Annotated in this window: 14 protein-coding genes and 1 pseudogene; 6 read left to right on the forward strand and 9 right to left on the reverse strand. The window is 64.2% G+C overall.

Annotated elements, in window-relative coordinates:
* The first annotated feature begins 111 nt into the window (after positions 1-111).
* The 4 genes from L0V05_RS16475 to L0V05_RS16490 all read left to right on the forward strand — a co-directional run bounded on the left by L0V05_RS16475 (position 112) and on the right by L0V05_RS16490 (position 1,652).
* Complete coding sequence (locus tag L0V05_RS16475) at positions 112-336, forward strand: hypothetical protein (RefSeq protein WP_234872404.1); 225 nt, start codon at positions 112-114, stop codon at positions 334-336.
* A 90-nt stretch (positions 337-426) separates the two neighbouring features.
* Complete coding sequence (locus L0V05_RS16480; RefSeq protein WP_234872407.1) at positions 427-993, forward strand: DUF3489 domain-containing protein; 567 nt, start codon at positions 427-429, stop codon at positions 991-993.
* Between the two features lie 75 nt (positions 994-1,068).
* Entirely contained in the window at positions 1,069-1,344 is a 276-nt protein-coding gene (locus tag L0V05_RS16485; protein ID WP_234872409.1) for a type II toxin-antitoxin system Phd/YefM family antitoxin, read from the forward strand.
* Positions 1,341-1,652, forward strand: coding sequence for a type II toxin-antitoxin system RelE/ParE family toxin (locus tag L0V05_RS16490; protein WP_234872411.1), 312 nt, complete (start codon positions 1,341-1,343; stop codon positions 1,650-1,652). Before L0V05_RS16485 ends, L0V05_RS16490 begins: the two co-directional genes overlap by 4 nt.
* Here the strand turns inward: L0V05_RS16490 and L0V05_RS16495 are convergent.
* From L0V05_RS16495 to L0V05_RS16530, 8 genes and pseudogenes are all read right to left on the reverse strand, one after another.
* Entirely contained in the window at positions 1,588-1,854 is a 267-nt protein-coding gene (locus tag L0V05_RS16495) for a DUF7220 family protein (RefSeq protein WP_234872414.1), read from the reverse strand. The genes L0V05_RS16490 and L0V05_RS16495 overlap by 65 nt on opposite strands.
* Positions 1,851-2,249 (reverse strand): hypothetical protein, encoded by a 399-nt coding sequence (locus L0V05_RS16500; protein WP_234872943.1) that lies wholly within the window; start codon positions 2,247-2,249, stop codon positions 1,851-1,853. Before L0V05_RS16500 ends, L0V05_RS16495 begins: the two co-directional genes overlap by 4 nt.
* 202 nt (positions 2,250-2,451) lie before the next feature.
* Positions 2,452-3,039: pseudogene (locus tag L0V05_RS16505) on the reverse strand (DNA cytosine methyltransferase); the annotation flags it as partial.
* Entirely contained in the window at positions 2,963-4,339 is a 1,377-nt protein-coding gene (locus tag L0V05_RS16510) for a site-specific DNA-methyltransferase (RefSeq protein WP_234872416.1), read from the reverse strand. The pseudogene L0V05_RS16505 and the gene L0V05_RS16510, both read right to left, overlap by 77 nt.
* Before the next feature lie 446 nt (positions 4,340-4,785).
* Positions 4,786-5,211, reverse strand: a complete 426-nt coding sequence (locus L0V05_RS16515) for a DUF6362 family protein (protein WP_234872418.1) — start codon at positions 5,209-5,211, stop codon at positions 4,786-4,788.
* Positions 5,204-5,404 carry a hypothetical protein gene (locus tag L0V05_RS16520; RefSeq protein WP_234872420.1) on the reverse strand — a complete coding sequence of 67 codons (201 nt, stop codon included), beginning with the start codon at positions 5,402-5,404 and terminating at the stop codon, positions 5,204-5,206. The genes L0V05_RS16515 and L0V05_RS16520 overlap by 8 nt, the downstream gene beginning before the upstream one ends.
* Positions 5,401-5,922, reverse strand: coding sequence for a crossover junction endodeoxyribonuclease RuvC (locus L0V05_RS16525; RefSeq protein WP_234872422.1), 522 nt, complete (start codon positions 5,920-5,922; stop codon positions 5,401-5,403). Before L0V05_RS16525 ends, L0V05_RS16520 begins: the two co-directional genes overlap by 4 nt.
* Before the next feature lie 436 nt (positions 5,923-6,358).
* Positions 6,359-7,177, reverse strand: a complete 819-nt coding sequence (locus L0V05_RS16530; RefSeq protein ID WP_234872424.1) for a BrxR family transcriptional regulator — start codon at positions 7,175-7,177, stop codon at positions 6,359-6,361.
* Positions 7,178-7,254: 77 nt separating this feature from the next.
* On the opposite strand from L0V05_RS16530, the gene L0V05_RS16535 reads away from it, so the two are divergent.
* Positions 7,255-8,397 carry an exonuclease SbcCD subunit D gene (locus L0V05_RS16535; protein ID WP_234872425.1) on the forward strand — a complete coding sequence of 381 codons (1,143 nt, stop codon included), beginning with the start codon at positions 7,255-7,257 and terminating at the stop codon, positions 8,395-8,397.
* Entirely contained in the window at positions 8,394-11,468 is a 3,075-nt protein-coding gene (locus L0V05_RS16540) for an AAA family ATPase (RefSeq protein WP_234872427.1), read from the forward strand. The genes L0V05_RS16535 and L0V05_RS16540 overlap by 4 nt, the downstream gene beginning before the upstream one ends.
* A gap of 329 nt (positions 11,469-11,797) precedes the next feature.
* Here L0V05_RS16540 and L0V05_RS16545 read toward each other — a convergent pair whose 3' ends face one another.
* A complete protein-coding gene (locus tag L0V05_RS16545; protein ID WP_234872429.1) occupies positions 11,798-14,362 on the reverse strand; it encodes a VapE domain-containing protein in 2,565 nt (854 codons plus the stop codon).
* Positions 14,363-14,370 lie beyond the last annotated feature (8 nt).

Raw genomic sequence — 14,370 nt, forward strand, 5'->3', positions numbered from 1 at the left:
CGACGGCTCCGATTATCATTCATTTTCATGTGCTTATCGAGTTGATAAGCGTCGCGGACAGAGGGAACGTGTCGTCAGAAGGACGATGCAACTCACCACGGAGCCACCAGAATGACCCGCCGCGCCACCACCAACGAGAAAGCCCTCGACGCCTTCATCGCCGCCAAGGCCGAGATCGACGCGATGCTGGAACGCCTCGCCGCCCTCAGCGCCGACCACTTCGAGACCCATCCCGACGAGATCAATTGGGGCCATGTCGGCGCCCTGAACCACTACCGCGCCAAGCTGCGCGAGATCACCGACATGGCCTTCCACGAAGGCGAACACGCCGAGTGAAACGATCCGTCCCCGGTCCCGCCCGCCGACTGGCGGGCTCGACCTCGTAGAAGGGCCCGCATCACGCGCGCCCCGATACGGGAGACGACGATGACCAAGCTTTCCGATACCCAAGCCCCGATCCTGAGCGCCGCTGCCCAACGTCCCGAGCGCATCGCCCTGCCGCTGCCCGAGAGCCTGCGGGGGGGCGCCGCCGCCAAGGTGGTCGGCGCGATGATCGCCAAGGGCCTCCTGCAGGAGGTCGACGCCGACCTGCGCAGGGGCGAGCCCATGTGGCGCGAGACCGGAGATGGCCACGGCGTCACGCTGGTCGCCACCGACGCAGGACTCGCCGCCATCGGCATCGAGCCCGAAGACGCGAACCCCGCGCCTGAGGCCGCGACGGACGCGCCGAGCGAGGAGCCTGCGCCCGAGACCCCCAGCGACCCAGACGTCAGGCCCAAGGCGCGCACGCCGCGTGAGGGGACCAAGCAGGCAACCCTGATCGCCATGCTGCGCGCGCCGGAGGGCGCGAGCATCGAAGAGATAATGGTCGCCCTCGATTGGGCTGCACACACGATCAGGGGTGCCATGGCCGGGGCGCTCAAAAAGAAGCTCGGGCTTGGAGTGACCTCGGAGAAAGTCGAAGGGCGCGGGCGGGTCTACACCCTGAAGTAGACACCGAAGACCTCGACGCGCATCGAAATCTGCACTATATTCGCACCTAATTCGATGCGCGTCAGGAGGCCAGCCATGAACATTACCAAGGACATCAGCCCGCTGACCGAGTTCAAGCGGGATTCGGCGCGTCTGATTGCGCAGATAAAAGAAACCGGACGGCCGCAGATCCTGACCGTGAACGGCAAGCCTTCCGTCGTCGTGATGGATGCTGCCGCGTGGCAGGAGATGCAGGACCAACTCGACTATGCCGAAACCGTCGCCGGGATCCGCAAGGGTCTGACGCAGGCCCGTGCTGGTGAAGGCATTGAAGCGGGCCAGTTCTTTGACGGCCTCGCACAGACCAAATGACCACGCCTCTGCCGGTGATCATCACGCCGAACGCGGCGGAAGATCTGACAACATCATGGAACTACCTGCGTGATCGCAACCCGAGGGCGGCGGACGAATGGTTGGCGGGCGTCCGCGACACCATCCTCGCCCTTGGCACGATGCCGGAAGCTCATCCGATTGCCCCGGAGTCGCGTGAATTCGATCTACCGATCCGCCGCGCGCTCTATGGAAAGGCAACGCGCTGGCGGATCTACTATGCCGTCATCGACGGGTCTGTGCGGGTTCTGCATGTCCGCCACGGTCGCCGGAGCGATTGGCAACCCTGATCCCTTCAAACAGCCGTCGCAGTAGGTAGGACCGCGCGATGCTGACCACGGTGAAGACCGCGCCTATCTTCAGGTTCTGCGCCAGCGTCGTGTGCAGGCCGAAGATCGGGAAGATCAGGATCTGCGTCATGACCGCGACGCCGTAGCCGACGATCACGTTGGCGACGGACTCGACCAGAGACATGAAGCGGGATTGCTTCATGCCACCACCTCATCCATCGGCCAGCAGTTCAGCCGCCAGAGTTCGCAGCGCATGCGCCGCAACCAGCGGGACCACTCCGTTGCCACAGAGCCGAAGCCGGTCCACCCGGTGGGCCAGCCCATCAGCGCCTCGACGAACAGCGGGTTCAAGGTCCGGCGCGCATCGGAGGTATCGTGCCCAGCCATCGGCGTCACCAGGACCTGGCGGCCAAGCAGGCCGTTCACCGGCGTATTCGCCAATGTCGTCGCCCCGTCCTTGTGGTCGCGCGCCGTCGGCGTCATCCACATCCCCGCCGAATGGGTAAGGTCGGCCGACCGCCGGTTGCCCGCGCTCGGCTTGCAGCCGTCGTTCGCCATCGGCGTCGGCCACATGGCGGCTGTCGTCGCGAGGTTCATGCCGTGCTGGCCCGCTGTCTGCGACGGCGTCGGCTTCGTCTGCCGGTTCTCGTTGGCGCTGGCCCTCGGCGTCGGCCACAGCCGAAGCAGTTCCGTCCGGTTCCCGCCACTCGACCGGGTGCCAGAGCAGGCGCGCGGGGTCGGCCAGCTCGTCCCCCTCGCGGATGGCGAGGATGAAGAGCCGCTCGCGCTTGTGAGGCGCGCCGACTTCCGCCGCCGTGAAGAGGCCTGCCGCAAGGCGGTAGCCCATGCCGACCAGTCCTGCGGCGACTTCGGGGAAGCCGAGGCGGAGATGATGGGCGACGTTCTCGAGGAACACGAAGGGCGGCCGGACCTCGCCGATGACGCGGGCGACATGAGGCCAGAGGTGGCGCGGGTCGTCCGCGCCCCGGCGCTTGCCCGCGACAGAGAACGGCTGGCACGGATAGCCCGCAGTGACGATGTCCACCGCGCCGCGCCACGGGCGGCCGTCGAAGGTTCCAACGTCGTCCCAGACAACAGCCTGATCCAGGGACGCGTCCTCCATCCGCGCCACGAGAGCGGCTGCGGCGAAGGTCTCCCGTTCGACATGGCCCACAGCACGATATCCGGGGATGGCGATGGCAAGCCCGAGGTCGAGCCCGCCCGCGCCGGAACAGAGGGAGAGGCCGAAGAGGCATGCGTCTCCGACTCCGGAAGCGCGTCCGGAGGAAGGTAAAGCCAGGTCATGCATGTCACGCGGCGGTCTTGCGCTTGCGCGCGGGTTCAAGGGCGGCGTCCTTTGCCGTGGCGTCGGCGGGGGCTTCGGCATCGTCGCCCAGCCGCTCGGTCCTCACTTGCGCGAAGGTCCGGCCATCACCGTCGAGGATCGCGTCGCGGCCGGCCTCGGCCTCCCACCGCTCCACGGCGACGTCGACATAGGCCGGGCTGATTTCCATCGCGAAGACGCGGCGGCCGTTGGCTTCGCCCGCCATGATCTGCGAGCCCGAGCCCGAGAACGGCTCGTAGCAGAGCCCGCCACGGGCGACGTGCTGGCGCATCGGGATGCCGAAGGCGTCGAGCGGCTTCGGCGTCGGGTGATCCGGGCGCTCGTCCTTCGCGAAGGACGGCATTTCCCATGTTGAGGGCAGCGTTTGCTCGGCGACTTTCGGCGGCCGGTTCGGGCGCCGCCAGCCCATGAAACAGGGCTCGTGCTTCCAGAGGTAGTGAGACCGGGTCAGCACCCCTCGCTCCTTCACCCAGATGATCTGCTGGTGGACAAAGGCGCCGGCCTTCTCCCAACAGGCCTCGAGCATCGCCTGGCGGCGCGACGCGTGCCAGCAGTACCAGGCGGCGTCTTCGGTGATCGCCTCGGCGACCGCGGCGGCGATAAAGCCGTCGTAGAGTTCCGCCCCCTGCGAACTGTCGTCCCAGGTGACGCCGTAGGACTGCGACCAGTCCTTGTTCCGCGTCGGATGGTTCGAGCCATCGTAATCCACCAGATACGGCGGGTCAGTGGCGAACAGGATCGCGCGCTCGCCATTCATCAGGCGGCGGACGTCCTCGTGGCTGGTACTGTCGCCGCACAGCAATCGGTGATCGCCGAGGATCCAGAGATCACCTGTCCGCGAGGCCGGATTGCGCGGCGGTTCGGGGATGGTCACCGGCGGCACGGAGCCCCCGGCGCCACCTTCTTCCCCGTCCCCCTCCGGCACGAAAGCCAGCAGCTTGTCCAACTCGCCATCCGAGAAGCCAACCAGCGACAGGTCGAAATCCTCGGCCAACAGGTCGTTCAGTTCCGCCGACAGCAGCGCCTCATCCCAGGTCCCCAGTTCCGTCAGCTTGTTGTCCGCGATGCGGTACGCCCGGCGCTGCGCTTCGGTCAGATGCCCGAGTACGATCACCGGCGCCTCGGTCAGCCCCAGCTGGGTTGCCGCCAGAACCCGCCCATGGCCTGCGATCAGTTCGCCATCCTCGGCCACGAGGCAGGGCACGGTCCAGCCAAACTCTGCCATGCTGGCGGCGATCTTCGCGACCTGATCCGCGCCATGCGCCTTCGCATTGCGGGCATAGGGCTGCAAGCGCGCGAGCGGCCATTGCTCGATGCGCTCCGGGGCGAAGCTCAGGGTCATATGGGGCGTCCTGTTGAAGGATAGGCTGGCTTCGGGGGTGGACCCCGGATGTGGAATCCACACCGGATTTCACCGGCTGCAGGAGCCCGGCGGTATCCACCCCGGAGTCCACCAGCCAAGTGCCTGTTTTATTGTGCTATCTCAGCCGTTTTCGGGTGGCTTCCCGAGGGGGTGGCTTCCCAAAAATCCGGCCCTGTCGCTAGCGATGTGCCGCGCTTCGCCCGCCAGCATAGGAATTTCGCCCGGAAGGAACCGCCAACTCGCCGGCGCTGGACCCCGACCGGACTCTGGAGGCCTGCGGGGGTATCCCCCTCGGGATCAGCCCCGCTTCGCCCGAGCGCACGACCCCGAGCATATCGCCATGGATAGCTTCAGAAAGGCGATCCGTCTCGCTGTCTGGTGTCTCGCCGGAAATTGTCTCACGCGCCTGCCGAGCCTTGACACGCTCACTGAGTCGCGCGGGCCACCACGAACTCCATCGACCGCTTCCCGGTTACTCGCCTCCCGTTCATCCGCCAGACTATGACCGCGATGCCGTACTGCCAGCGCCGGTTCGCGGTGGCGCGGCTGATGCCCAACTCCCAGCAGATCGGCTTCCACTGCTTGCGGTTCGCCCGCAGCCAGAGCAGGCGCGCGTCGCCGGGATCGAGCCAGCGCAGCCAGAGGAGAGCATCCTCGGCCTGCGTGATCTCACGTGGGCCGGGCTTGGGTCGGCGCATCCGAGGCTCCTGGCCGACCTGATCGGCGAAGCTGTGGAAGTACTCGGGCCAGGCATTGAAATAGCCCTGAGGCTTCACCTCGGGCAGCGACCGGAACACGTCGGCAGCACTCTCGAGCCGGTCCTCGACCATGGTGGGCGTCCAGTCAGCCATTCGCGGCCTCCCGTTCGGCCACGAGCGGCCCATACAGCTTTTCGCCCAGCTGACGCACCAGTTCGCGTTCGGGCCAGGTGAGGCGGGGTTCTTCGACAGAAATCGCCAGCAACCCCTGTTCCTGCCACCCCTCCCGCTTGACTTGCTCGGGATCCCGGCGTTGGCCGCCGTAGCCCTTGGGATGCCACCTCATGCGACGCCCCCGTTCGTCTCGATGGCCCAGTGCAGAATTGCGATGGCATCAGCTTCATTGTCATCAGCTGGACTAAACCCCCGGGCCCGCGCTGCGGCGACCATTGCATCCTTGTCGGCGTTTCCCTTCCCGGTGGCATGGCGCTTGATCGTGCCGACCGGAACGCCCTGATAAGGAATGCCGCGCAGTTCGGCCCATGCAGTGAGGGTGGCCATCAGACCGCCATACACGTGGGCAGCGTCTGTACCGACATGGCGGCGAACTTCCTCGAACCAGATGGCTGCGATTGGACCGGACAGTCGGTCGATCTCGGTCAGCCAGTTGGAGAAGCGCAGGTAGCGCATTCCACCTCCGTCGAAACGGCCGGGACGCAGCGAGACGGTGCCGCTGGTGATCGGGGCGTCATGAGCGCGGATCGCCCAGCCGGTCGTGGTGCCGAGATCGAGGGCGAGGACGCAGGACCGGTTGATCGCGTCCGGCTCGGGGCGGTCGTCCTGCGCGAGGATCGTTGTGTTCATCGTGAAGGCTCACAAGCTGTGGGCCTTCGGCTTCGGTCTTTCACAAGATACTGAGGAAGGCCCAGAGAAACAAGCCGGTCCGGAACCGGCATCAGCTGTCTCTGTTCAAGCGATGTCACCGATGATGTGAAATCCTTTTCGGATTGGTGACACGACCTTTCCGATATTTTTCAATATATTACCGGACCTTGTCACCATTCTTGGTGTCACCAACGCCCCATATCATTTCCCTCGCAGAGAAGATATGGCCGCCACCCGTTATGTCGGTCCTCACTTGAAGGTAGAAAACCGGTTGGTGACACTCGGCAACGTTGGTGACACCATTGAAATCGCGGCGTTTCTCGTGTCACCGATTTTCGCGTTGGGATGGTGTCACGGTTGGTGATACTGGCGGTTGGTGACACGAGCCGCTCAAAGGTAACGACCTGCCGCGGTCTCAATTGTCGTTCGGCCATGCTGGCGCGATCGGCTCGTATTCAGTTTTCGCCCGCTCAAGTCGCGCGCCCTTCGTATCCAGTCCCCATCGCCGATTGAAGAAAAACTCCAGAGCCTTCCGCGTTTCAACGCGCAGAAACTCTCCCTCAAAGCCAAATTCGCTTCGGACCACGCTGGCTTGTCGATCCGAAAGCCCCGACTTCGGGCGCAGCCAGATGATTGCCCGAGTGTTCCAATCCACGTCCTCCGGAAGTGGCTCAGCCAGGAGCTTCTCCTCGAACGAGCTGTCAGGATCGATGCGGATCGGGAGGTAGTTACGATATTCGCCGTGCTTGAAGCTGTGGGCACGCACGTGAACGCTTTCACCGTCCGACGTGAAGCGGGTCGGCGCAATCCACTGCTCATCGTCGGCGCCGGACGAGATGGATGTGTATCGGACGTGGACGGCTTTCCCCGACCTGATTGCTTGATGAAGAAGCGCGATGGTCCTCCGATCTGCCTTCCTTTCTGGTCGGGGCAACGCGGCCGAAGGCATGCTTTCATCGCCGCTCGCCAAGATATCGAAGGCTTCGGTCAGGCCGGATGGTGCTAAGGGCTCGTGCTCGGTCGCGGCGATGTAGGTCTTTCGCACCGGATCGTAGATGGGCGGCGTGCTGCGCGCGAGACCTAGGTAGACACGGAAGTCCAGCGCCGCCTGCGCGGTCGAGATGCCGAAGCGCTCGATCAGATCCCTGCGGTTCGCCATGCCCCGCCAAGTCAGGCAGCGGTCCAGAAAGATCAGGCGCTCTCTCTGAGCATGCTTGAGGTCGTCGAGCGTCATGCGTGCATCCCTACCTTGACTCCTGACGAAATGTCCATCTAGAAATTATACGATCAAAAACTATACGGACTAGGGCAATGAGGATTCTCCATACCGCCGACCTTCATCTCGGGCGTCAGTTGAACGGGATCCCTCTCGATGCCGACCACGGCGCAGTTCTCGATCAGATCGTTTCGGCGATCACGTCGAACGGCATTGATGTCCTTGTTATTGCGGGAGATATATTCGATCGGGCTGCCCCGCCGACGTCTGCTGTGCGCCAGTTCAATGGGTTCCTGGCGCGCGTGGCCTCGGAGACTGAGGCAGCCGTGGTGATGATCGCCGGCAATCACGACTCTGGCGATCGAATCGCATCCATGGCGATCATGACCGACACACGGCGCGCGTTGATACGCGGAGCCATCAGTGCAGACGAGAAGCCTCTGGTCCTCAGTGACGCATACGGACCCGTGGCGTTCACAGGGTTGCCCTTCGCTTATGAATATGCCGCTCGCGAATGCTTCGCCGATGAAGCTCTCCACACCCCCGAGGACGTTCTCGCGGCTCAGGTGGCTTGCAGTCGGCGCAACATTCCCGATGGCGCGCGATGGGTCATCGTTTCGCATGCTTTTGTGGCCGGGGCGGCGAGCAGCGAAAGTGAGCGGCCTCTCACTCGAATGGGGGGCGTCGAGACGGTCAGTTCATCCGTGTTCGATGGTGCTCATTATGTGGCGCTCGGGCATCTGCACCGGCCGCAATCGGTCGGTGTACCTCATATCCGGTATTCGGGATCGCCACTGGCTTTCGGATTTGATGAATCTGACTGCCAGAAGTCGATGAGCCTCGTCGAGATCGATGCGGTCGGCCGAACGACGGTAGAGACTATTTCCTTCGAGCCCATTCGTCGAGTGCGCGTTTTGAGGGGACGACACGCAGAGCTTCTTCTTGCTGACCGATCTGACGATTTCATCAAGTTCGTGCTTACCGACGATACGCCCGTGATCGATGGAATGAAGCGCATCCGCGACGTGTTCCCGAACGCTTGTGAACTTGTCTACGAGCGGAACGAACGCGCGCCAGAAGTCAAATCGCTGGCGGGGCGCGCTCCAGCGGTTGCGAGCCCTGTCGAGGTCATTGGCGACTTCCTCGAGCATGTGCGCGAAGACCGGACCTCGGAAAAAGAACTGGCTGTCGTAGCATCGGCCCTTGGTCGCCTGCGTGAGACGGAGGATGTGCAATGAGACCGGTTCGGCTCACGCTTCAGGCGTTTGGTCCCTATCCTGGCCGGGTCGTCATCGACTTCCGGGATGCCGTCAAGGCGGGCCTCTTCGGCATATACGGACAGACGGGGTCAGGCAAATCGACCATCTTCAGCGCAATGACCTTTGCGCTCTTTGGAGAAGCGGCCAAGGCGGAGCAAGACGCTCCGTCGCTGCGCTCGGATCACGCCGATCCAGATGTAATGACTGAGGCAGAGTTCGTATTCGACATTGGTGAGCGGCGATATGTCGTGCTTCGCCGACCCGACCAGATGCGACCCAAGGCGCGCGGTGAGGGCGAGACCCGTAGCGCGCACGAAGCCTATCTGTTCGATGCGACCGGAATGTCGCTCGACGCAATTACAGATGCGGCACGGGGCAAGATCGTAGCCGAGAAGAAGGTGCGCGACGTCGACGCGACTGTCATGGAGATGCTCGGATACGGCTCTGAGCAGTTCCGGCAAATCGTCCTTCTTCCGCAAGGGCGCTTCGAGAAGTTCCTTTCGGCCAAGACGAAAGAGCGTCTCGAAATCCTGCGAGAACTCTTCGATGTCTCGCTGTACGAGAAGCTCATGGCCGATCTCAAGTCCGCAGCCGATGAGGCTGAACGGCAGGTGCGGGATGAACGTGCGCTCTGTGCCAGGCAGCTCGCGGCAGAAGGATTCGAGAGCACCGATGCACTGATCGCGGGCATCGAAAACGCAACTGCGGGGTGTGCGGAACTTCGCGCGATCGAAGAAACCAAGAAGGCGACGGCGGAAGTTGCCGAGAGGGCGTTGCACCAGGCGGAGGCCATCGAGGAAAAGTTCGCGGCGGCCGAAAAGATGAGGGAGCGGCTTCGCGCAATTGAGGCGCGAAAGGACGATATCGACGCGCTTGCCGAGCAGGTCCGACAAGCCGAGCGCGCGCGCGGTCTGATCGATGTCGAGGAACGTGTGAGGGATGCCGAACGCGAGGTTGGTGAAGCCGATACCAAGCGCGAAGAGGCAGACAAGGCCGCCGAAATCGCCGCGAAACAAGCAGAAAAGGCGGCAGAGGCGCTCCGGCGTGAGGAAGACCGTGCCGATGAGGTCGAAACCCTGCGCCGGAGAAGCGATGAACTGGAGCGGTATGGTCGAATCCTCGAGGCAGCAGCCGATAGCAATCAGGCGGTCGACGTCGCGCTGAAAGAGCAGCTGGACGCCGACAACGCTTTTCAGGCGGCAAAGGCACAACTGACCAAGCTCCAGGAAAAGCGCATCACGAAAAGCGCCGAGCTGAAAGCTGCACGCGAAACGGAGGCGAAGCGCGCCGAGATCGCGGGCCGGCGCGCAGAGCTCGACAAACGACATCTGGCCGCCAAGTCCTACGAGGGCGCCTTGCAGGATGTTGCAACGGCTCAGGCCGCTGTCGAAGAACAACTGCGGAAGTCGGAAGCTGCGGTCGGAAAGGCCGAGAAGACGCGAGATGATTATGAGACGGCCGAAAGAAATCTCGCGGCCGCACAGGCGCTGCACCTTGCGACGAGACTGGAAGCAGGGTCGCCATGTCCGGTCTGCGGCGCAACCGAACATCCTGCGCCGGCGACTGGCGAAATCGGTAGTGCCGGCCTGGACAAGGCATTCCGAGAGTCACGAGAAGCATGGCTGGCCGCCGATCGCGAAGCCCGGCAAGCTGGCGAAGCACTGGTCGGAGTGCAAGCGACGCTCGAGGAGCGACAGAAACGCTTGTCCACCCTTGAACCGCCAGAGGAGCGTGCAGCCGTCATCGCGGCACAGATCGGTCGTGAAGAAGACGCACTCGCAGCGCTTGGGCCTCGGGTCGACATTCTTGCCGCGGAGACCGGGATCGAGGAACTGGAACTGCAGATCGAGGAATTGGAGCGGAAACGCGATGAGTTGCGGGACTGCTTCGATGAGCGGCGGAACAAGGCAACTGAGGCCAAAGCGGCGCGCGATGGCAGGCTCGCAGAGGTGCCGGAGAACCTCCGCGATGTGCCGGCGCTCGCGGCCACACTTGAGAAGGTGAACGGGTCGCTGGGGTCGCTTCAGGCGGCGCGGACCGCGGCGGACAAGGCGCTGCACTCCGCTCGCGAAAAAGCACTCGGCGCGGTCAAGGATCTCGAAAGCGCGGACAAGGCGCTCGCGGACAGCAAGACGCGCCATCAGAAGGCGGCGGAGGTCTTCCGAACAAGACTGGCTGGCGCTGGCCTCACAGCAGAGGCGTTTCAGTCTCTCAAGCCGGCCATCGAAACGCTCGATGAGGATAGGGAAGCCGTCGAGACCTACCGGCGCGAGCACAAGAGTGCGTCCGATGCAGCCACAGATGCCGCCTCTGCGATCCAAGGGATGTCCCGGCCTGATCTCGAAGCACTACGGGAAACGCACCAGACCCATGCCGAGGCACTCGGCAGGGCGATAGAAGAGCGCGTCGCCGCCCAGAGCCGTGTCGATCATCTGGATAAACTGAGAACGGGGTTGGAGGAGACCCTGCGCAAGCTTGACGAAGCTGAAGCTGCATCCGGCCCGCTGCGCGAACTGGCAGCTGTGGTAAACGGGCAGAACTCGCAAAGACTGACGTTGGAGACATTCGCAATCGGCGCGATGTTCGACCAAGTGCTGGAAGCGGCTAACTTGCGGCTCGCGCCCATGACCTCCGGCCGCTACAGACTCGAGCGAGATCTCGAAGGGGCCGGACGCGGTAGCCGCGGGCTTGGCATCCAGGTGTTCGATCTTCACACCGGGAAATCGCGCGCCACGAGCACCCTCTCAGGTGGCGAGGCGTTCATTGCCGCGCTCGCTCTCGCACTCGGTCTTGCCGACGTGGTCGAAAGTGCGAGCGGCAAGGTGCGGCTTGACACGATTTTCATCGACGAAGGGTTTGGAAGCCTCGACACCGAAAACGGGTCCGGCACGCTCGACCAGGTACTCCAGGTCCTCAACTCCATCGTCCGACAGAACCGTGCCGTTGGTCTGATTTCGCATGTGCCGCTCGTCCAGGAGGCGATCCCCAACGGCTTCTATGTCAGAAAAGGGATCTCCGGGAGTAGTGTGGAAGAAAGAGGGCTTGTCTGATGGGTCACCGCTGGATCCCAAGACGCTCACATCCGCGGCGGCTGCCGGACGGCAGGACCACTGAAGTCCGTGCAAGCTGGGTGTTGCAGCATTCGCCAGACGAGAAGAAGCGTCGGAGCCTTCGTCACCGATGCCCCATGTGCGGTGCCGAAGTCATCACGGTGCGAATGCCCAACGGCGGGAGCGCCCATTTCGAGGGAGGAAAAGGACTTTCAAGGATCAAGCATCCCTGCCTCCACTTGGGCGAGCGACTTTCGCAAAAGCGAGACGCCGACACACCAGACCTCTTCGCGCTGTATGCCGAAGCAGGGTAGGCTCGAGGCTTAGCGCTAATCTTCCACGCGTTGGCGATATCGCCACACTCTCGGCGCGTTGCGGCCTGATCCAATGCGCACTTGTTCCCGCTTCCAGCCATTCGCCTTCAGATACGCCGCAACACGCGTCTGATCGCGTCTGGTCCAGCGGGCGGGTTCGAGCCCGATGGCCTCCTCGAGGATCTCGCCGACTGACACGTCGGCCAGCGGCTCCGGCCGCGGCACGCTTTCGGTGCGGGAGTTGCCGTAGTCGGGGAAGCCATCGGAGACGGTGCGGAGTTCGTGCGTCAGCCAGTGTTCGATCAGGTCGTCCCACGCGTCGGACTGGTAGCGGCGGTCCTGTTCATTACGAGCTTCGGCAAGGATCGCCGGATCGTCGATCCACCAGATCGCGCCTTCGCGGAAGCGATGGACGGCTTCTGCCCAGAGCTGATCCCGGTCGCGGGCCAGCGCCGCGATGTCAATGGTGCCACAGCGCAGCGGCCAGAAGCGGCGGTTGCCGGTCTCGTCGCGCAGATAGGTGTCGGGGTTCACCGTGCCCGCGAAGACGCATTGGCGCGGGACCTCGACACTGTAGCGACCGTAGGGCGGGCGGAAGCGGTCTGTAGTGCGGGTCAGGAAGGCCTTGATGCGCGAGACCTCGGCCCGGCCGATGGCGTCTAGCTCTGCGATTTCCACGATCCAGACGCCCTGCATGTGGATGGCGGCATCCTTGGACCCAAGCTCGGGCAGTTCGTCGGTGAACCAGTCCTCGCCCGCAAGCACCTTGATGGCGGTCGATTTGCGCGCGCCTTGTGGGCCTTCGAGGATCAGCATGTGATCGGCCTTCACGCCGGGGCGGAAGATGCGTGCCACGGCCGAGATGAGCCAGAGCGCGCCGACGGTATGGTGGAACGGGGTCGGGGCAGAGCCGAGATAGGTGCTGGTCCAGGTCTCTATCCGGGGCGTGCCGTCCCAGCGGAGGTGTTCCAGCCAGTCGCGGACAGGATGGATGCGGTGTTCGCGGGCGACGGCACCAACAGCGCGACCGACCACAAGCGGCGCGACATTGACGCCGCGCAGCTGCAGCCATTCCGCGGTCCGGACATCGTCGGCGTCTTCCCACGGACGAGGATACGGGCCGGTCGCGGCATCCCACGGCAGCGGTTGGCGCACGACGATCTCCTGGGAGAAGTCGTCGAAGGCCAGCACGCCCGCGAAAGCGATGTCGGACGTCAGTGCGATGATGACATTGGCCTCGTTGCGCTCGGGCGTCCCGACGAGATCCTGTCGCAGGCGGTTAAACCAGCCCGGTTTGGCGATCCGCGCATGGGGATCGCCGGAGACGTTCACGCGCTTCACCAGTTCGACCAGCTGCTTGTCGAGGATCGACATGGCGATGCCGGTCGTGGTCTTGATGCGGGCAAGGATCTGGCGCGCGGGCAGCGGGTCCAGCCGCGCAAGGGCAATGCGTCCGAGAAGTTCGCCAAGGGCGGAGATATCGGGCGGGTTGGTCAGTGCATCGGCGGCCGCCACCAGATCAGCGATGATGTCGCCAGCAGACGGCAAGCGATCCATCGCGGCGGGCTGGTCTTCGGTCGGCAGCCCCTGGCGCGGGCCGTAGTCCTCGGCGCGCGCTCCACGCAGCAGATCATCGTTGAAGTCGTCGCCAAGGAGCGGGACGACGATCTCGTTCGGAATGTCGGACTGGTTCAGCCGGTCCGAGAGCGTGGCGGCTGCCTGACGACCGGCATCGCCAGCATCGGCATAGATCGTGACCCGTGTCGTGCCCTCGGGCCAGCGAAAGCGCGCGAGGCCATCCGCGGACAGTGCCGCCCAGACGGCGGTGCCGAACAGGGCATGCGCTGCGAGGGCAGTCTCGATGCCCTCGGCAATACTAAGGTGGCCGCCCGCAGGCATGGCGAACAGGCGCACGGCTGCTTCGGCAACCGAACCCAGCATCTTCTTTCCAGCCGGGCCCTTGGCGCTGCCGTCGTCCATGAGGAAGGTCCTGTGGATGCCCGGCGCGCGTGTGCCGTCCGCCAGTCGAGGCAATGCGATCAGCCCCGGCCACCCGCGTCGCGTGTCGAAATCCGGCAGGTCGGGGTGGAACAGCAGATCCGGGCAGCCCGGGTCCGTAAGGCCGCGCGCAAGCAGGTATGCCTCGCCCACGGTTCCGGAGAGTGGCTGCGCGCCATCGACCAGCCTGGCAACCTCCGTTGAATGGTCGGGCTTCGGACGCGGCAAGGATCGAGGTGCGGGGCGATCCATCCCGGCAATCCGCGCCGCTTCGTCGAAGAGCGCGCCGTCGCTCAGCCCGGTCGCCTGCGCGATCAGATCGATGGGCCCGGCGCTTTCGCCGGTCGCATAGTCGAAGCCCCAGCCCGCATAGGGCCCGTCGAGGTGGATGGTGCACGACCCTTCCTTGCGCGGCGGGCGGCCGGAAAGGTCGGCACAGCGCAAGGAGCGACGGTCGCGCGCAAGCCGCGCCTCCGGAAAGACGCCAGGGAGCCAATCGCCTGCGGTCGCAGCAAGCCGATCTTTCACGGCGGCCAGATCGTGTCGTGCCTTCGGTGTGGCGACATCGTTAAGATCGATCATCGCAGCCC

The organism is Alitabrizicola rongguiensis (assembly GCF_021491355.1).
Classification (GTDB): Bacteria; Pseudomonadota; Alphaproteobacteria; order Rhodobacterales; family Rhodobacteraceae; genus Aliitabrizicola; species Aliitabrizicola rongguiensis.